At 66.6% G+C, this 19,153-nt stretch carries 14 protein-coding genes; 6 read left to right on the top strand and 8 right to left on the bottom strand.

Features of this window, described 5'->3' with window-relative positions; all coding sequences use genetic code 11:
• Positions 1–199 precede the first annotated feature (199 nt).
• On the top strand, positions 200–1,729 hold the full coding sequence (locus Pla123a_RS02695; protein ID WP_231956301.1) for a sulfatase family protein: 1,530 nt from the start codon (positions 200–202) through the stop codon (positions 1,727–1,729).
• Here Pla123a_RS02695 and Pla123a_RS02700 read toward each other — a convergent pair.
• The 3 genes from Pla123a_RS02700 to Pla123a_RS02710 form a co-directional block, all read right to left on the bottom strand.
• Entirely contained in the window at positions 1,718–4,894 is a 3,177-nt protein-coding gene (locus Pla123a_RS02700; RefSeq protein ID WP_146583981.1) for a hypothetical protein, read from the bottom strand. The two genes, Pla123a_RS02695 and Pla123a_RS02700, sit on opposite strands and share 12 nt — an antisense overlap.
• Positions 4,895–5,080: 186 nt before the next feature.
• Positions 5,081–8,227: a LamG domain-containing protein gene (locus Pla123a_RS02705; protein ID WP_146583982.1), complete on the bottom strand. Its 3,147-nt coding sequence runs from the start codon at positions 8,225–8,227 to the stop codon at positions 5,081–5,083.
• A gap of 200 nt (positions 8,228–8,427) precedes the next feature.
• Positions 8,428–9,999 (bottom strand): sigma-70 family RNA polymerase sigma factor, encoded by a 1,572-nt coding sequence (locus Pla123a_RS02710; RefSeq protein ID WP_146583983.1) that lies wholly within the window; start codon positions 9,997–9,999, stop codon positions 8,428–8,430.
• A 1,524-nt stretch (positions 10,000–11,523) separates the two neighbouring features.
• Here Pla123a_RS02710 and Pla123a_RS02715 point away from each other — a divergent pair.
• The gene (locus tag Pla123a_RS02715) at positions 11,524–12,063 is read left to right on the top strand and encodes a hypothetical protein (RefSeq protein ID WP_146583984.1); all 540 of its coding nucleotides are present in this window, start codon (positions 11,524–11,526) and stop codon (positions 12,061–12,063) included.
• A 23-nt stretch (positions 12,064–12,086) separates the two neighbouring features.
• On the opposite strand, the gene Pla123a_RS02720 is transcribed toward Pla123a_RS02715, so the two are convergent.
• Both Pla123a_RS02720 and Pla123a_RS02725 read right to left on the bottom strand, forming a co-directional pair.
• Positions 12,087–13,370 (bottom strand): hypothetical protein, encoded by a 1,284-nt coding sequence (locus tag Pla123a_RS02720; RefSeq protein ID WP_146583985.1) that lies wholly within the window; start codon positions 13,368–13,370, stop codon positions 12,087–12,089.
• A 68-nt stretch (positions 13,371–13,438) separates the two neighbouring features.
• Positions 13,439–14,224 carry a class I SAM-dependent methyltransferase gene (locus Pla123a_RS02725; RefSeq protein WP_197527608.1) on the bottom strand — a complete coding sequence of 262 codons (786 nt, stop codon included), beginning with the start codon at positions 14,222–14,224 and terminating at the stop codon, positions 13,439–13,441.
• 148 nt (positions 14,225–14,372) lie between these two features.
• Between Pla123a_RS02725 and Pla123a_RS02730 the strand changes: the two genes are divergently transcribed.
• The gene (locus Pla123a_RS02730) at positions 14,373–14,837 is read left to right on the top strand and encodes a hypothetical protein (RefSeq protein WP_146583986.1); all 465 of its coding nucleotides are present in this window, start codon (positions 14,373–14,375) and stop codon (positions 14,835–14,837) included.
• A 77-nt stretch (positions 14,838–14,914) separates the two neighbouring features.
• A complete protein-coding gene (gene lepB / locus Pla123a_RS02735) occupies positions 14,915–15,475 on the top strand; it encodes a signal peptidase I (protein ID WP_146583987.1) in 561 nt (186 codons plus the stop codon).
• Between the two features lie 25 nt (positions 15,476–15,500).
• On the opposite strand, the gene Pla123a_RS02740 is transcribed toward lepB, so the two are convergent.
• The 3 genes from Pla123a_RS02740 to Pla123a_RS02750 form a co-directional block, all read right to left on the bottom strand.
• Positions 15,501–15,701: a hypothetical protein gene (locus Pla123a_RS02740; protein WP_146583988.1), complete on the bottom strand. Its 201-nt coding sequence runs from the start codon at positions 15,699–15,701 to the stop codon at positions 15,501–15,503.
• A 71-nt stretch (positions 15,702–15,772) separates the two neighbouring features.
• On the bottom strand, positions 15,773–16,186 hold the full coding sequence (locus tag Pla123a_RS02745; protein ID WP_146583989.1) for a GTP pyrophosphokinase: 414 nt from the start codon (positions 16,184–16,186) through the stop codon (positions 15,773–15,775).
• A 61-nt stretch (positions 16,187–16,247) separates the two neighbouring features.
• Positions 16,248–16,931: a 3-keto-disaccharide hydrolase gene (locus Pla123a_RS02750; protein ID WP_146583990.1), complete on the bottom strand. Its 684-nt coding sequence runs from the start codon at positions 16,929–16,931 to the stop codon at positions 16,248–16,250.
• Positions 16,932–17,131: 200 nt separating this feature from the next.
• Between Pla123a_RS02750 and Pla123a_RS02755 the strand changes: the two genes are divergently transcribed.
• Both Pla123a_RS02755 and Pla123a_RS02760 read left to right on the top strand, forming a co-directional pair.
• Entirely contained in the window at positions 17,132–17,335 is a 204-nt protein-coding gene (locus tag Pla123a_RS02755; protein ID WP_146583991.1) for a hypothetical protein, read from the top strand.
• A 171-nt stretch (positions 17,336–17,506) separates the two neighbouring features.
• On the top strand, positions 17,507–19,153 hold the full coding sequence (locus Pla123a_RS02760; RefSeq protein ID WP_146583992.1) for a DUF7453 family protein: 1,647 nt from the start codon (positions 17,507–17,509) through the stop codon (positions 19,151–19,153).

Here is a 19,153-nt window from a genome sequence, read left to right on the forward strand (position 1 = left end):
TCAACGTGAGATCCCGCAGAATCTCGGGCCGCCCGCACCGGGAGCCGGCAGCAAGAGAATCTCTCAATCTGCCCGCTGCATGGTGGAAAGCAGCCCGCCCGGCGCGGTCAAATAGGGCGGCGACCTCTTCAACAAGTCAATCGGCAGGCGGGAGCAAGATATGGGGAGAGACACAACACGACCGACGCTCGCAGTCCTTGTGGCGCTCATCGCGGCCGGCGCCGCTACCGCCGAAGCCGAGCGACCCAACATCGTCTTCATCATGAGCGACGACCACGCCTACCAGGCGATCAGCGCCTACGACGGCTCGCTCAACCAGACGCCCAACCTCGATCGGCTGGCGGCCGAGGGCGTGCGGTTCGACCGCTGCTACGTGACCGACTCGATCTGCTCGCCGAGCCGCGCCTGCATCCTGACCGGCAAGTACGGTCACCGGAACGGCGTGACCAACAACTACACCAAGTTCGACGGCGGCCAGGTCACCTTCCCAAAACTGCTGCAGCGGGCCGGCTACCAGACCGCGATGATCGGTAAGTGGCACCTCGGGAGCGACCCCACCGGGTTCGACCACTGGGACATCTTGCCGGGGCAGGGCAAGTACTACCGGCCCGACTTCCGCACCGCCGACGGTCAACGCGCCGTCGACGGCTACGTGACCGACGTCACCACCGACCTGGCCGTGCGGTGGCTCACCGAGCAGCGGGCGACCGACAAGCCGTTCCTGTTGATGATGCACCACAAGGCGCCGCACCGCCCGTGGGACCCCGCGCCCGACAAACTGGCCGCGTACCGGGGACGCGAGTTCCCCCAGCCCGCCACCTTCGACGACGACTACCAGGGCCGGGCCTCGGCCGCGCGGCTCGCCGAGATGCGGATCGAGCAGATGCGGCCCAGCCCCGACCTGAAGATCTGGGACGACGACGACCGGCACCGGCGGTGGCTCTACAAGCACATGTCGGACGCGGCCCGCGCGAAGTGGGAGCAGGAGATCGACCCGCGGTGGGAGCAGTGGGCCGGCGGCAACGACCCTCGCGTGGGCGACCCGCCGCTGCAGAAACGCCGCTGGATGTGGGAGCTGTACCTGCAGGACTACCTGGCGTGCGTCGACTCGGTCGACGAGAGCGTCGGCCGCGTGCTCGCGACTCTGGAAGAGCAGGGCTTGGCCGACAACACGATTGTCGTCTACACCAGCGACCAGGGCTTCTACCTCGGCGAGCACGGCTGGTTCGACAAGCGGCTGATGTACGAGCAGTCGCTGCGGACGCCGCTGCTGATCCGCTGGCCGGCTGCCAGCAGTGTCGAGGCCGGGCGGGTAGAGAAGCAGATTGTGTCGAACGTCGACTTTGCCGCCACGTTCCTCGACGTGGCCGGCGCCGACGTGCCCGATGCAGTGCAGGGCCGCAGCTTCCTGCCGATGCTCAGCGGCCAGACGCCGCCGGACTGGCGGGAGGACTTATACTACCACTACCGCGAGGGGCCCGAGCGGGACCACGCGGTTGCGCGGCACGAGGGCGTGACCAACGGCCGGCTCAAGCTGATCCACTACTACGAGACTAGCGAGTGGGAGTTGTTTGACCTCGAGGCGGATCCCCACGAGGTGCGCAGCGTGTACGACACCCCTGCCTACGCCGAGCGGCAGACGCGGATGCATCACCGGCTCGGCGAGCTCCGCAAGGAGCTCGGCGTGCCGGACCCGACGCCCAACGGCCCGGTGGCCCTAGGCCAGTGAGCGGCGCCGCGACAAGAGCCATGTTCCCGTCGCGGCGAGCAGCAACAACGCAGCCGGCTCGGGTGCGTTGGCGGGAGTCGCCGCCGGCGCGGTGAGGCCGAAATGGTTCGCCCACGAATCGTAGTCGGCAGCGTTGTACTGACCGCGAGGGTTGTCTCGCCAGGTGGCGTAGTCGGCGGCGTCGACGAGGCCGTCCAGGTTGAAGTCGCCCGGCAGGGCCGCCACCGCGGCGACCTGGTAGGGCTGGTAGTCGATTGCCCAGACGAGGCCGTCACCAAGCTCCGGCAGCCCCGTGACCGCGTCGAACACTCCCTCGGTCGGGCCCATGAGGAAGGCGATTTCATCGCCGTAGCTTGGCGCAATGGCATCGGCGAAGTCGAAGCCGAGCGTACCGCCGAGGCTGCTCAGCTGGCTGACCCGCAGCACGCTGTGCAAGTTGGGCGTCAGGCCGTCGACCGCGATCCGCAGCTCGCCGGTCGCCGACTGCTGGAAGCCGCCCCGCACGAAGAGGTCCTCCGGGCCGGCGTCGGGTGCAATCAGCCCCGCGTTGTTGAGCGATGTGATGCTAGGCGTCTGGTCGTTCAGCAGCAGCTCGCCGTGCCCAGTGATGGCGGACCCCGTGTGGTTGTTGAGAAAGTTGGCGGTGAGGTCGCCGGCGACTTGGATGGTCGCGCCACTGGCGTTAATCAGCCACGGCGAGGAAATGTTGTTGCCGCTGCTGGCGGCCTCGATCACGCCGCGGTTGGTGAAGGATTGATTCTGCGAGACGACCAGAAAGTGTCCCTCGCCGGAGCCGGACAGCAGGCCGTTCTGCAGGAGGTAGCTGTTCGTTCCGAGGTTGATGGTGAGGCCGTCGGCCGCGTCGGCGATAATCGCCCCATTGTTGACGATGTCGTATCGGTACGCATTCATACCCCCGCTGCCGGTGATCCGGTGTCCGGCCGCGTTGGTGAGCAGGCCGACCGGGCCGGACCGCGGGCCGGTGAGGACGCGGTTGACCAGCCGCAGCTCGCCCTCGCCGCTCAGCGTGGTTGGTTGCCCGGCTAGGCTGCCGCTGCCCGTCAACTCGATCAGGGCGTTGTTGACGATGTTTCCGCCGAGGTTCCCCTGCTGAATCTGCAGGCGCCCCGCGTTTACGATGTCGCGCAGCGACCCGTTTGGGTCGCCGAGGGCGCCGTCAATGACAATCATGCCGTCGGCGATCTCTTCATCGGGGCTCGCGTCGGTAGTGAGTCGACCCCCACGCAAGGCGTAGGCCGAGACCACAGCGCCTGCTTCGGCGTGCACCCCGGCCGCCGTGGCGCCGAGCAAAACCTCGACCGATGGAAGCACAAGCGTCGAACCGGCGCGCGCGACCAGCAGCCCGTGATTGCGGATCTCTTTCCCGGGCGCGTAGCTTGTTCCGTCGCCCGCGACGCTCTCCACTACCCCGTGGTTGTCAAGGATAATCTGGTAGGAGCCCGACGGGCTGTTCGAGAGCAGCCGAAGGGTGTTGTCGCGGTTCGTGACAACAACATCCGCCGGCGTGCCGCCCTGCTCGGCTTCAAACCGTCCGCTACCCGCCAGCACCACCATGCCGCCCCCAGCGAGCTCGAGGCCCCCGGACACCACCAGCAGTTGAGTTTCCAGCACGCCGGTGTTCTCGATGCGGCCCCGCAGGGCAACCGCGCCCGCTTGCCCGCCGACGTGCCCCTCGATCCGCACCGAGTCGAGGATGGCCGGCTGAGACGAGAAGCCGAACTGCAACTCGGACACGGGGCCGCTTGGCGGCTCGTTTGACTCGTACTGCGCGTCTGTGCGTAGGACGCCGCCGTGGATCGTCGTGCCATAGCCAAGCGACACCTGCCCGCCGCCGGTCGCCTCGATCACGCCAGCGGCGGAGCCCTCGAAATTCTGCAGCTCGGCGCCTTCGAAGCTGTTGCCTTCGATCCGGAGCAAGCCGCCGGCGCCGCTAGCGCTCAGCACGCCCGAGTTCACGACCGGAACGCCGCTCAAGTTGTTGAAGGCGATCCGCAGCAACCCGCCGGGCGTGGCGGCGTCGGGGCCGTGGCCGGCGTCGACTACGCCGCGGTTGATGAACTGCCCGCCGTAGACGTCAATCGTGCCGCGACCGATTACGGTGTTGTCTTCGTTTGTAATCCGCGTGAAGCCAACCGAGCTGGGGTTGATGCGCAGGAAGTCTTGCCCACCCCCCACTGCCGGGTCGCCGAGCAGCAGCTCCCCGCCGCCGGTCAGCGTGGCGTCGGAAGTCAGTTGGGACGCCTCGCCGTGGATGATCTGCCCGGTGTTCTCGATCTGACCGGCGAACGGCCCGTACAGCTGCAGTCTTCCCTCGACCCGCACGTCCTGGATGGCGTTCGCCCTGATCTCGCCGGCGGGATCGGCGGCGAGCACGCCGCCTACTACAGTGACGCGGAGGTCGACCAGCGAGTTAGGCCCGGCCTCGATGCGGCCGGCGTCGCCGCCAACGTAGTTGAGCAGTTGGCTCATCCCCCCGCCCTCGTCAACCAGCAGCGTCGCCCCGTTCTCGGCCCGCATCAGTCCGGTACTTGTCATCAGCAGCGACGACGGCGCCGAAGCGCCGATCGCCGTCTGCAGCTTCAGCTGATAGTTGGGATCGTTGGCGACGATCGTTCCTTCGTTTAGCAGGTTGCGTTTGGTGTCGATGCTGCCGCTCCCCTCGATCACGCCGAGGTTGTACAGCAGGGGACTCCGCCCGCCCAAGGCGGAGCCGAGCGAGGGGAGGGCGCCAGAGTTCAACTGGACCAGGGTCAGCCGGCCGGTCTCGCCGATCACGATTGGCCCCATCGGGCCCACCCGTCTTGCGTCCTCGAGCCGGAGCGCGCCGTCGAGAGCGAAGAGTCCGTTGTGATACAGGTTGGCGCCGCCCGCAAGCGTCAGCGCGTCGCCGGCGTCGATCGTTAGGTCGGCCACCGTCACGGTCGCGGACTGGTTGAGCGCTACGGAGGAGTCGACCGCCGGGCTGCGGTCGATCTGCGTCACGTCGGTCATCGCCTCGGGCACGGCGCCAAGCGACCAGTTGGCGGGCTCCAGCCAGTCGTTCGACACGCCGCCGATCCAGAAGTTCTCGCTCCCGAAAGCGGCGCCGGCGGCCGTGGCGGCAAGCACGCAGGCTGCGCGGCAAAACGCGGTGACCGAACGCATGACGAGACTCCCAGCCGATGGACAAGAGCGGGTCGCCCGGTTCGGCGGGGAGCCTCGCGTGAGGGCCCATTATAGTCCGCCGGCAGCCCTACCCGCCAGGAATTCGCGGGCTAGAAGCAGGCGCCGCCGAGGAAGAATGGCAGCGAGCCGGTCGCAATTAAGCCGCCACGGTCGCCGCTCGGACTGCTAGCGGACTTCGACCCATTTCATGATCCGCATCTCAGTCGACTTTCCGGCGGCGTAGGCGGCGGTGACCTCGTCGGGCAAGAGCGCCCGGTTGTAGAGCCGCGCGTCCCACATTGGCCCCTGGAAGTACGCGTCGGTCGCCCAGTTGCTGCGGGCGATGAAGTTGCTGATGCGGACGACGTCGGGCGGCGTGCCGATGGTTTGGGCGTAGGCGAACTCTCCATTCACGTACAAGGTCGCCCAGCCGGTGGAGTCAACCGTAACGGCGTAGTGTCGCCAGGTGTTGTTGACAATGGCTGACGATGACACCAGGAACTGGTCGCCTAGGCTTCCTCCGCGAATGCCAGCCCGCACATGATCGGACGTGCCTTCTCGATTGAGGGTCAAGTTCTGGGCGTCGGTCCCATTGCCGATGTCGAAGAACCTGGCCCAGCTGGCGGTTGCGGTTGGCTTGGCCCACACCGTGAAGCTGTAGCCTTCGCTGAGATTAGCGGCCACGGTCGGCAGCACAACGTGCCCGTCCGCGCCATCGAACGAAGCGGCCTTCAATTTCGAGAGGGGACCTGTCTGACCGAGCACCACGCCACCGGAGTACTCCGCGTGGAGCCCGTAGCCCGACGAGTCGACCGCGGTGTAGCCGCTGGTCTCGTCGAGCTTCCAGCGTCCGATCAGCCCGTAGATCTCGGCGATCTCCGGTTCGGTGAGCCCCCGATTGTAGACGCGGAAGTCGTCCAGTACGCACGGGTCGCCATTCTTGAAAGGGTTGGACCCCAGGTATAGCGCGCCTGTGTTCCCGTACGAGTCGCCGTCGACCGTGCGGGTGCTGTCGAGTTGCCCGTCGATATACAGTCGGTAGACTCGGCCGGATTTGGTCAGCGTGAGGTGCGACCACTGGTCGGTGGGCAGCGGTTCTGCGGATATTGAACCGGCGTTCCAGTTCCCGTTGGCGCTGATCGCGTACTCGACTCGGTTGTCGCCGAAGTTGAGTGACAGGTTGGGGGTTCGCTCCTGTGAGGTGTCGCCCTTGTGCACCAACGGCCGGTCGTATGAGTCGGGCGCAGACGGCTTCACCCACAGCGCTACGCTCAGATCGCCGCCATCAACTCCCAGATCGTCGAGCGACGGCGATGACGGCGCGGTGACATGCTGCAGCGTGTCGGTAATCTGGGCTCCATAGAGTCGCGGGGCGGCGTGACCGAGCGTGGGGCCGTCGACGTAGGCTCCGTCGTTCCCCAGCGGGGTCGCGTCATTGGCGGTCGCCCCGGTTAGCTCGTCAAGCTTCCAGTGGACGATCAGCCCGTACAGCTCGGCGACCTGCTTCTGAGAGAGCCAGTGGCTGTAGATGCGGAAATCATCCAGGGCGCCGGTGAAGTACTGATTTGAACCGGTGCGGCAGCCGAACGTCATCAGGGCGGCCGGCTGCTTGGTAAGGTCGGCCGCGTAGACGCCGGAACGGTCGAGCTGGCCGTCGACGTAGACCTCGTACTCGTCGTCCGACGAGCGGTAGTTGACGACGATGTGGCGCCAGCGGCCGATGAAATCAAAGGCCTTGGTGGGCGTCATGTCGTCGGGCGCGCCGGACCAGCAGAGGTCGAAGTAGATCCTGCCGTCCGGGTTCTGGAAGCACTCGTACGCGTTGCCGTTGCCGAACGGCCGCTGCCGCACCGCGGGGGGGGCGTCGCAGCGGACCCAAAACGCGACGCTGCCTTCTTCCGGCGGGTCGAAGTCGGCGGCGGTGAGCGCGTCGCTGGCGCCGTCGAAGTACAGGGCGCCGCCCCGCACGCCCTCGATCCACTGGGGAGCGCCGGCGTTGAAGTCGGCGTGGTTGGCGTTCGGGGAACTATCGGCGGCTGTTGTGCCCGAGGCGTCGTCGAAATCCCAATGGCCAACCAGGCCGTACAGTTCTACCACCTCGGCCTGGCTCATTGCGTAGTTGTAGACCCTCAGGTCGTCGAGCGAGCCGGTCAGGTGACTGCTGTAGTAGGGGGTCGCCTCGTCGCCGGCAGTGGTCTGCGAGCCGACCGTGAACGACGGGTTGCCGGACGAGGTGGCCGAGCCCACCAGCACACCGTCTAGGTAGAGCCGGACCTGTTTGGTGGCGCCGTCGAAGGTCGCCGCGTAGTGCCGCCAGCCGGTCCCGACCGTCGAGCCGCCGGACGCCCCAAACTCCTCGAGGACGCCGCCGTTCCAGAACGCCAGCGACGGAGCGCCCTTGGCGGCCGAATGGGACAGCAGCCCGACCGCGTCGCCTACCGTTAGGATGGTGGCGCCGTGGGTGTCGTAGCCGGTGGTGTTCGCCCAGCCCGCGACGGTGAAGCTGCCCGGCTCGCCCAGCTCGGTGGCGACCTGAACCTTGCCGCCGCTGCCGACTGTGAGCGCGTTGTCACGCTTGCCGTCGGTCCACGCGGTTGTGCCGCTGACGGCGCCGTCGTGGTTGTAGCTAGAGGAGTCGTTGGCGGTGGCGCCGGAGGTCTCGTCGAGCTTCCAGTGCAGGAGCAGCGGCGAGGCCTCCGTGTAAGTCACGTGCAGCTTCGGGGCGTACGCGGAGTTCCCGGACCGTTTCCAGAGACCCGTCCCGCCGGAGACTGGCTTGAGTATCATCACCATCGCGTTTCCGGGCGACCATCCTGTGCGGCTGACAACTTCTTGGATGATGTGGGCAATGTCCGGCGAAGGCATCGACTGCCCCTCAGAGAACGCCATCGAAGGCGCCGTGGCCGCGAGATTGGCGGTCGTTCGCGGGCGGGTGCTGAGATTGTTTGCGGTAGTACTAAAGGTGGGCGGGTTGTCGGCGGCTTGGGCGTAGAGTTCGACCGAGAAGGCGGCGGTTTCCGAGCCGTAGTGGAACATCTCGAAGGTCGCGCTGTTGATCGTCGCGCCTGCCGGGATCGTGACATTCTGGAAGCGGGCGCCGACGTAGTTGTCGAGCCAGCTGTAGCCGTCGCCGACCCACATCTCGCCGGTCGACGGGTCCTGGTCGGCGTCGTCGGAATTCTGCGAGACCGTGAACGTGACGCTCGTTTGAGCGTGGGCAGCTGCTGGGGCCAACGCGGCCACCGCAAGGCACGCCAGGCCGATCGCGCAGCCGGCCGCGCGGCGCAGGCCGAAGTCGGTGCGAGCGGGGGGATGGGCGGGAATCGTGGGCATACGCAAACGTACGCCACCGGTCCGCCCGGTCACTCCACTCAGCGTCTGTCGCTCGCGTCGGCCGGGGCGCGTCTTGCCAGACGCGCGGCCTTTGCCGGTTGTAACGCCCGGGCCAACCGCACACGCTCGCCGGCCACAAAAAAAGCCCCGCGATCGCTCGATCGCGGGGCTTCGGAGTCTTGTGGTTGTCGACCGCTGGGCTAATCGAGGAAGCCAACCAGCTCGGCGCTGCGGCTGGGCTGCTGCAGCTTGCGGACGGCCTTGGCCTCGATCTGGCGGATACGCTCGCGGGTTACCTTGAAGATGTGCCCGACCTCTTCCAGCGTGTAGCTGTAGCCGTCGCCCAATCCGTAGCGGAGCTTGATGATCTCCCGCTCGCGGTAGGAGAGGGTCTTGAGGACCGAGGTGATCCGGCCGCGGAGCATCTCTTGGGCCGCGCCGACCGACGGGCTCTCGGCGCCGGAGTCGGGCAGCAGGTCGCCGAAATGGCTGTCCTCGCTGTTGCCGACCGGGCGGTCGAGGCTGATCGGGTAGCGGCTCATGGCGAGCACGCGGCGGGCCTCGTCGATGGTGCACTCGGCGGCGCGGGCCGTTTCTTCAATGGTCGGCTCGCGTCCCAGCTTCTGCAGCAGGGCGCGGCTGACGTTCCGCACGCGGCTCATGGTCTCGACCATGTGGACCGGGATGCGGATGGTGCGGCTCTGGTCGGCCACGGCGCGGGTGATGGCCTGACGGATCCACCACGTGGCGTAGGTGCAGAACTTGAAGCCGCGGCGGTACTCGAACTTGTCGACCGCCCGCATCAGGCCGGCGTTGCCCTCCTGGATCAGGTCCAGGAACGACAGGCCGCGGTTGCGGTACTTCTTAGCGATCGACACCACCAGGCGGAGGTTGCCCTCCGACAGGCCGCGCTTGGCCCGCTGGTACTCGGTGTAGATCTCCTTGAGGTCGGCCACCCGGTTGCGGAGGCTGGTGGGGGTTTCTTGCAGGGCGCGGAGGATGTTGCGGGTCTCGATGATGACCGGCTTCCGCTCCTCCATCGGGCGGCGGTCCTTCTTCATCTGGGCCAGCTGTTCGCACAGCTCGTCGACGCGGCGGCTGAACTGCTCCAGCTGCTCGATCATCGGCTCGATCCGCTGGGTCCGCAGGCCGAGCTCCTCGACCAGCAGCACGGCGCGGCAGCGACGCTGGCCGAGGCGGCGCCAGGCGGCGCGGCGCTCCGGCATCTTGTGCAACTTGCTGGTCGCGATGCGGTAGTCTTCGGCGTTCCGCTCCAGCAAGATCTCGAGCGTCCGCAGGTTGTGCGGCATGCGGCCCAGGATCTGCTCCTTCTCCAGCCGGTCGGTCACGCTGACCTGCACGGTACGGTCGAAGGGGAGCTCGCCGCGGTGCACGCGGCCGAGGATCTTCACCGCGTTCTGAATCACGTGGTCGCAGGCCAGCAGCTTGCGGCGGAACGCGGTGCGGGTAGTCTCGATCCGGCGGGCGAGCGAGATCTCCTCCTTGCGGGTGAGCAGCGGGATCTCGCCCATCTGCGTCAGGTACATCCGCACGGGGTCGTCGGACCAGGACTCGTTGTCGTCGGCCTCGAGCAGGCCTTCTTCCTCGTCCGAATCGTCGTCGGTCGTGTTGTTCGTCGTGACCGAGTTCGAGATGCCGCTGCTGTCGTCGTCGTCGTCCGAGCTCGCCAGCGACGAACCGAGTCCCGCGGCAACCTCCGTTGCTACGGCGCCGTCCTCGTCAAGATCGTTGTCCAAAAGGGATTCGTACAACTTTATTTACTCCTACCAAACGAAGGTTTTGAGTTGCTCTGGCGGCTAGCCGAGATTGTGCTGTCGGGAAAGTTGGCCCTGCCGGTCGGTGATTCACGGGCAGTCCCCGTGAGTCGCCGCTGGCGGTTGTCTTTCGTCTCCGAGACAGGCGTGCGAGTGGCGCCCTGGTAGGGAGGGCCGCCAAGCGGTCGCGTTCGCCTTTGATAGTGGAGACAGCCTTGCTGCTCGTGCAATGAAAGACCCGTTGCAAGCCTCGCTCGTTCGCCACGGCCGCGTGCTGCGGTCCGTGTCGGTGCGATTCGTCGTGCCGGCGCGGCGCCGGCTCGATTCTGGGAGGTCGCCGCCGGCGCCGGGCAATCTGCCCAGGCCCGCACGCCGCCCACTTGCGTTTCAACCCCTTAGGAACCAACCCCTTGTTCTGTAAGTCGCCTAGAGACAAATAATTCTAACACCCTGTCACCGCCAGCCGGGTGGGGGAACTTATTTGGGAGGAGTTTACGTTCGCGCAAAGTCCAACGCCTCGGCAAACGCGCCCGGCAAGAAACCACGTCGGTTGGCTTGCTGGCTTCGCGATCTCGCCCGTTGGCTTGTCTTGCGGAACGCCACCCAAATCAGAAGTTGCCCAACACACCTGACCAATAACGCCTGCCTAGCAGGTACGCCCTGCAGGTCGCTGCCCGTCGACACGCGGTCCGGAGACCGGCGTCCCGATGGCGGTCACGCCCTAATCTGCCCAGCGGTCCGGTTGCCGACCCAGCGTCTGCTGAACTGAACCAGCGTCTGCTGAAACGGCGTGTCGCCGCGGCGTGCATCTGGCTCGCCCGGCTGCACGCGACAACCGAATTGCTCGCGTCCATCCTTGTATTGATTGGCGTCCCACTAGCTCCACCAGGGAAGCGAGCGAACGCCTTAAATCTCAACCTAGCAGCACCCGGCGGCAATCTGCCGCCGAACAATGCCCCTGCTAAGGCCGACTCTCCGAACGCAAGCAGCCACCGATCATCACCGCATCCATTTGCCAAGAGCTCGGTTGTCGAGTCACGGGCTCCAAGCGGGGGGAGGCCGGGCTGCGACATACCGCCTTTAAAGCGATGTCAATGGTCTGCACTAAATTTTAAGCACCCAGGCCGGCCGGTCCATAGCCAAAAACCGAAAAATCCTTACGATAGATCGATTCGGTCGGCTCCCCGAAGCTTGGCGGTGGTCTCTTCCTAACCACCTTTCAGCATCCGGACCTACGTTTGCAAACAGCACGGCCCCCTGATCGGACTGATTGCGTCGGCGTGGCGAGCGGGAATAATCTGCCTCCCCGAGGCTGCAATCCCGGGAGAGGACCCGCGTCGATGCAGCCGGCCTCCAAAACGCCGACCCTCAAAACGCCGACCCAAAAAACACAGCGGCCGAACGGAAAAGACTCCGCAGGGTCCCGAGCCTGGCGCCGGCCCGGCAAGCGAGCCAAGACTCACTGACCCTCGTCCCCAACTACGCGGCCGCACCGCAAACCGTTCTAACGATCGATTAACTATGCACCTGCTCCCCTGTGCTTGCGGAAAGAGCATCCCGGTTGAGGTCTCCCAGGCGGGGGACCGCGTCACCTGCGAGTGCGGCGCCCAGGTCGAGGTCCCGCCGCTGAGGCAACTCCGCGAGCTGCCGGTGCAAGAAGACGCCGCCGCCCCCGTCACGCGGCCCAAGAGCGACTGGGCCGTGCACCAGGGGGTGCTGACTGCCGGCATGCTGATCGCCCTCACTCTGGCCGGCATCGGCCTCTGGCGGTGGGCCCACGAGCCCCCGATGCCCAAGGGCTTCGACGCCGAGGCGACCGGCCAGCGGGTCGACAACTTCGTCGACCAGATGACCCCCGGGCAGGCCTACGGCCAGTGGGTCACCTCTTACTCGCAGAGCCGCGGGCTCGAGGTCATGCAGAGCGACCAGGAAGAGGCCCTCATCGCCTACATCGGGCACCTCCGCCAGCTCCGCTGGGCCCTGCTGACCGGCGCCGCGGTGGTCGCCGTGCTGAGCGTGCTGCTCTACCTGCAACTCAAACCGCGCAAGCAACGGTCGTAGGATGCGGCTGCGTCGCCACTCGACTAGCTCGCCAGCAGCGCCAGCCGCTCGGCCGGCGAGAGCTCCGAGACGCCCCCCAGTGGCCCCACCCGGCACGCCCGCACAATGCTTAGGTCGTCGCGGTTGACGACCAACAGGTACCGAGTGAGCGCCTGCGAGCCTTGCAACAGGTAGACCGAGTCGGTCTCGGCCAATCGCCACCGCCGTAGCGCGGCGAGCGTCGGGTGGGCCGCCTTGATCGCCTCGAGCGACGGCTCGCCGGCGCGGACCCGCCGCATCCGCCGGCAGCCCTCGCAACGGCCCCCCTGCTGCGAGGCGTGGCTCACCTGCTGCCCGCAGCGTTTGCAGGCGACAAACTCGGAGGCCAGCGACAGCTCGCCCGACACGGGGCAGGGCTTGGTCAGCCCGGGGTCGACCCGCTTGCCGGTCGCGGCGCAGGTCACCAGGTCGCGGTCCAGCAGCTCGCGATCGCTCACCTCGCAGCGGCCGATCTCTTCGGCGGCGACAATGCCGAGCCCCTCCACCAACGCCAGCGAACGGGTCTGCCGCCCGGTGTGCGGGCATGTGACCAGCGGCGCCTCGAGGGTGCTGGCCCAGCCCTCGAATGGAGCCTTGAGCGTGGATTCGCCGATGGTGAACTGGATGTGCCCACTGACCCGCTTGGCCCACACCACGCCGGTCGGCAGCGGGGCGCCGGTTCCGCGGGGCGCCAGGCAGTGGGGCGGGGCCGGCAGGTGGAATTCGAGGTCCTTGGTGTGCGTCAGCCCGAGCTGGTCCGCCAGCGCCTGTGGCACGGCGTCCCCGTGCGAGTCGTACAGCGTGTGGACAAATGCCGGGTCGTCCCCGCCGGCGACCGAGGTCACCCGCACGAACGGCACGTCCTCGAAGTGGCAGCCGGCGATGTGCGACCGGCCGTTGGCCACTTGGTACGCTCCCAGCAGGGCGCCCGCCAAGTCGTGCACGCGTTCGGGCTGTCCCTCGGGCGCGAGGTTGGGGGGCGTTTCGAGGTCGGCGAGCCGCGCGATCAGCTGTCCGGCCAGCTCGGCCGCGCTGTCAAACCGCTCGCCGCTGGCGGGCACGTCCGCGTCGCGTTTGCGGCGGTGCAGCAACGACGAGCCGAGGCCGCTGCGGGCGGGCTTCTCGGCCGGCTCTGAGCCCTCGGCGAGTGGACGCAGCGTGAAGGCCTGGCCGTCGAACTCCATCGCCAGGTGGAGCCGGCCGGCCGACCAGTTGGCGAACGAACCCCACGGCTCCTGCCAGCCGCAGGGCTTGGTGGCTCCGATGGTTTCGGTGGGCGAGGGGGTCACGCTGATGGGGGCCCTTTGTGGGGCCGCTGATGGGTCGTGTTGGCTGACCGGCAGCGGCAGCGCCGCCGCTACTGCTTGTGCAGCACGTAAACCACGTCTTCGGTGCTACGGTTTATCTCAACTGGCGAATCGACATCATACGCAAAGTCGTAGGTCGCGACGCACTCCAAGCCGGGGACGCTGGCAATAAGATCGTCCATCTGCTCGGCCGTGTAGGTCCTGAAATCGAACTGATTCTTCAGACGGAACACCTTGCTCGGGGTATAAACGTCAAAGGTCATGCCGACCGTCTCTTTGCGGGCGCGTCGGTCCACTTTGATCGACCACATGCGCGATAACACGCTGAGGTTTCCCCGCCGCGCGGCCCAGCTCTCCTCGCCGCTCATCGGCTGCCCCCGCGCGGGGGTGAGGTGCAGCCCCAGCACGTACAACCCTCCTTTCTTCAGCGACCGCGCAACACAACTCAGGTGGTCGTGCGCCTGCTGCTCGGTCGCCAGGTGGCGGAAGCTGTTGATCGTGTTGAACGAGGCGTCCACCTTCTGCTTGACGCGGTAGTCGCACATGTCGCCCACGACGGCGGTCTCTGGCAGGTTGAACTTGGCGAGCCGGTCGTTGCAGTACGCCACGGCCGCGGCGTTGAGGTCGTTGCCGCCAACCTGGTAGCCCGCTTGCGAGAACCGGTACAGCAGCCGCCCGGTGCCGCAGGCCGGCTCGAACAGCCGCTCGACCATCAGGTCGGTGTGCCGCTCGAACACATCCTCGAGGAAGTCCATCTCGGCCTTCCAGTCCGAGCCGAAGACTAGGTCGTAGTACTTCGGGTAGTCGTACAGGTTGCCTTGGATCGTCTCGATCATTGAACTCGCTAGGAAATATTGGTCGTTGGAAATCGGCTACTAGCAGGGGCAGCCTACCCCTCGCAGGGTGGGCTAGCCATTGACTCGCGTGGTAGAACCAGGGTGGATCATTCTAGCCCAATTCCCCTACCGCGACCGAGGCGCCCCCGTGACCCAGCCCACCACCGGAGATTTCCAGCAGCAGGTTAGGCTAATGCAGAGCATCTTTGCCGCGATGGTGCTCGGCCCGCTGGTCTTCGCCTTGGTCGTGCTGCTGGTGCTGCCGGGCGAAGGGGCAGGCGACGGGCCGCTCACCAAGATCGGGCTGATCGGCGGCTTTGGCGCGCTCTGCCTGAGCGGGCCGGTGGGCCGCGTGCTGCGGTCCCGCGGCGCGACGGCCGGCAGCCCGCTCGGCAGCTTCCTCACGGCGCTGATCGTGTCCGGAGCGATCCTCGAGGGGGGCGTGTTCCTGAACCTCCTTGCCCACATGCAGGAACGCTCGCTGTGGTCGCTCGCGATGGCCGCGTTGCTGTGGACCGCCCTGCTGTTCAAGTTCCCCGCCGAGACCCGCGTCCGGTCTTGGCTCGAGAAGCAAGAACTCGCAATCCGTGAAGCAGCGGCGTTTCGAAAGTAGGAGCGATCCTGTGGTGCGGGAGGATCCTCGAGTTCCTGCCCCCGAGCCGACGACGCAATCGAAAACGTGTGCTCGCAATGAAAAAGTCCGACTTACTCCTGAAAGGCGCTGTTGGCGCTGGCGTACTGGCGGTCGTCGCCTTGGTCATTGCGAGGGCGTTCTTTGTAGACCTTTATCGGATCCCCCAGGACGGAATGTACCCCGCTCTGCCGGCGGGCAGTCGGATTCTCGTTGCGCGTCGTCCCTACGGTGACGTGTCTGACGTAGAGCGAGGCGACGTGGTCGTGTTCCGACGCGATGAGGGCGGCCAGCCTTACAACTACATCTGGCGCGTCGTCGCGTTGCCGGGCGATCAGGTGGTCGCAAGCGATCGGGCGCTCAGCGTCAACGGTGTAGCCGTTTCGCGTCAAGAGATCCGCGAAGTCAACGGCGCCACGGTATTTCAAGAGACTGTCGGTGACGCACGCTACGAGGTTGCGTTCAGCGCCGTGCCTCAGGCAACGCCGCCGAGCATCTCGGTGGTGGTTCCTGCCGACCACGTTTTTGTGATGGGGGACAATCGGTACGGCGCGCGAGACAGCCGCTACTTCGGGCCGATCCCGTTTGGGTCGATTTCCGGTAAGAAGATCTGGCCGTAGGGCTAGAGCGCAGCCTGACAGCCCCTTAGACGCGGTCCAGCATCGAGCCGAACACGGCCGCCACTGCGCCGATGCCGGCGCCGATGAGTGCCCCCACCGCCGCGGCTTGATCGGGCCGGGGGCCGGGCTGGTCGCTGTTACGCCAGCGGATTGCGAACGCGACGATCGACCCACACACGCTGTAGCCGATGATCGTGCCCAACATCTTTATCAGCACTGGGTCCATCGCTCACGCTCCCGTCTACCGCTGACGACTAGTAAGTGCCCTACGGGTAGGTGCCCCAAGGGCGATTTGCTTCAGCCTGCGGGCACGAGCCTCAGCAGCCCCGCGGCGTACTTGCGGATCTGCTTGGGGGTCGGACCGTCGGCCAGGTTGGAAAGCATGTCGGCGATCTTCACTTCCCTGGCGATCGGGTTGCCGAGGATCGCCGACAAGTACGCCTCGTAGGCCACGCCGGGCGACTTGGTCAGCAATTCGACCGCGTCGACAACCTCCGCGGGAACGCCCGCGGCGAGCAGCGATTCGCGGGTCTCGTCGGTGTCCTCGAGCACGTCGTGCAGCCAGGCGGTCGCGATCAGGTTGGGGGAGTCGCCGACCCGTGCAACCACCGCCCGGGGGTGCTCGACGTACGGCGTGACGCCGTCGCGCCGGAACTGCCCGGCGTGCGAACGGACCGCGATCTGCTCGGCGAGGTCGACTAGCGAGGTCATGCTTGGCGTTGAGGGTCGGCGGGGAGGGTCGGCGGGGAGGTTGGGTGGGGAGGTTGGGTGGCTAGTTCGATTCCGCGCCGCCCTTGTCGAGCGGCCGGAGCGTGATGCTTGCGAACACCGCCCGAGTGCCGTGGTCCTGCAGCTCGATGCGGCCCCGGTCGCTCTGAAACACATCCTTCACGGGGCCGAACTTGCTGGCGCCGATCCGCTCGCGCCACTCGCTGCTGCCGCGATCGGCGTCGACCGTCTTCTGGCCGTTGAGCCAGTGCTCGGAGTGGTCGCCGCGGACAATGATCCGCGACTCGTTGTACTCGCCCGGCGGGTTGAGCTTCCGCGGCGTGATCGGCGCGTACAGCCCGTAGATGCCGCCGGTCGACTGCTGGGGCGTCTGCTTGAGGGCGACGCCGTCGATCATCTGGTACTCGCAGCCCAGCCAGCCGGGGTGGCCGTAGACTCCCTGCTCGTAGAACCGGACGCGGTACTTCACGCCGCTGTTGCCGCGGGGCGGGATCTTCCAACGGAACGCCAGCTCGAAGTCGCCGTACTCCTCGGCCGTGTAGATCGAGCCGACATGCCCCGGGCAGACCAGCTCGCCGTCCTCGACCCGCCACCCCTTGGCGACCGGCTTGCCGTTCTTGTCGACCCACCCGTCGAGCGAGTGGCCGTCGAAGAGCTGAATCGTTTCGCCGGCGGTGACGGGCGCCACGAGGAGCAGCAGAAGAATCACGTGTTTGACGCCTGGCATGCTTCACGACCCTTGGGATCTGGGGCTCACACAACGCCGTGCCACCCGTGTGACGGACGGCGCCCGGCCCCCGGATATGTTCTGGGGATCAGTGTAGCAGCTCACAAATCGCCACGCCTACTTTGCCGGGGGAAACCGGCAGGCGTAGACTAATGACGGCGCGAAGCTCGCGTCCCTCGTTTTTCAGCAAGAGGCTCGCAATGCTCCTCGCCCACGACCTCGTCCAGACCACTCAAACCGTCACCCAGTCGGGCATCGGCCTCGGCTCGGCCATCGCCGTGGTCTGCTCGTGGGAACGCAACCGCTCGATCTTGTGGGCGATCCTGGCCGGGCTGCTGTCGTGGTTTTACGTGATCTACTTCGCGCTGACGCGCGACGAGAGCGAGACCAAGCGGCTCCGCTGACGCCGGCCGCCCGAGCTGACCTAGAAAACGTTCGACACCAGGTAGTCGGTCGGCCTAGAATCAGCTCACGCATCTCCTCTCGTCGGTTTGCGTCTTGACTACCCGATCCGCCTGCCGGATCGCACGGCGACCGGTTCAACGTCTTCTCTACGATCGCAGTGAGGCGAACTCATGATGACAGCGTTCCCGTCCTGCCGCTCGGCGGCCCCGATGCTCAGGCCGATCCTCGTTGCCGCGGCGGCGTGCCTGCTCGCGTCGACCGAGCGAGCCGCCGCCGACGCCATCCGCACCGTTGCCCTCTCGGATCAGATAGCGCCGGGGTTCGACGAGCCGTTCGATTGGATTATTGATTCGGGCATCGCGATCAATGATCGCGGTTCGGTTGTGTTCCGCGGGGCCGTTGGTGAACCGCGGGCGTATGGGATCTGGAGAGAAGTCGACGGCAACCTTTCGCTCGTCGCCAGTGAGGGCGATCCGGCGCCCGGAACGCCCGATGTGTTCGGAACGTTTGACTCTTCGGACTTCGTGTTCGATCGGCCGATCATCAACAACCAGGACGTGGTCCTCTTCGCCGGCACCAGCCGCGACGACACGAGCTCGCGGTTTGGCCTGTGGGCTCAGCCCAAGGTTGGTGAGGCGACGCTCGTCGCGATTGAGGATCGTGACCTGGCCCCGCCGGACTATCAGCTGGTCAGCCACTTCCGGTACACAGCGAACGATCGCGGCGAGGTGGCCATGCACGCCGCGCAGGACGCCGGCCCCGACTCGGCGTTGCTGCAGGGGATCGCCATCGACGGGCTGTCGCTGCTGGTGCAAGAGTCCGAGGTGCTGGGGGCGAGCGGCTACCATGTCGATGACATTCCGAGGTCGCAGGTATGGATCAATGATAACGGCTACGGGATTGTCAGCGCTGCGTTGGAGGACGACGGGGCCAATCCTCACGTGGGGCTGTTGCTGACCCACCCGGGCGAGCCCGCCCAGCCGCTGGCGGTGCAGGAAGTCGCTGGCGAGATCGGCGGGGCCCAAACGTCCTACTCCTATATCGCAGGCGGGGTGAACAATCGGAACACAGTCGTGTATACGGACCAGCGTTTCTCGCGAGACGATCCGTCGCTGTTCCAGCAGAGCCTCTGGGAGTGGAGCCCCAGCTCGGGCGCCGAACTCCTGGCGAGGACCGGCGAAGTCCACGAGGACCTCGGGGTTACGTTTGTCAGGATCAGCCACGCCGTCGTGAACGGAAACGACCAAACCGCGTTCCTGGCCCGCACCATCGACGGCGAGGGCCAGTGGTCCGCGCAGGGGCTCTGGCTCGAGTCGCCCGACGGCGTGCTCACGGCGGTCGTCGAGCAGGGCGCCGACGCGCCGGGCGCCGCGGCGCAGTTCCTGTCGGTCGGCGATGGAATCTCCGTGAATCGTCGGGGGCAGATTGCTTTCTTGGGGCACCTCCAGGGCGACGGCGTGACCAGCGACAACAGCGGGGGGATCTGGGCGACCGACGCCGACGGCCAGCTTCAGTTGGTCGCCCGTCACGGGCAGACCATCGACGTGAGCAGCGACGCCACGACGCCAGACCTCCGAGTCATCGACCGGTTGTACTTCTACACAAACAGCAATGGCAACAGCCCCATGAGCGGGCTCGAAGACGGCCGTGCTAGCCCGTTCAACGAAGCCGGCGAAATCGTGTTCGACGCCCGCTTCACCGACGGAACCACCGGCGTTTTTGTTTCGCGGCTGGTCGCCGTGCCGGAGCCGAGCGTGACGTTGCTCGCCGGGGTGGCCGCGCTCGCGGCGGCCGGTGGCGGTCGCCGGCGGGCGTGA

The organism is Posidoniimonas polymericola, assembly GCF_007859935.1.
Lineage (GTDB): Bacteria > Planctomycetota > Planctomycetia > Pirellulales > Lacipirellulaceae > Posidoniimonas > Posidoniimonas polymericola.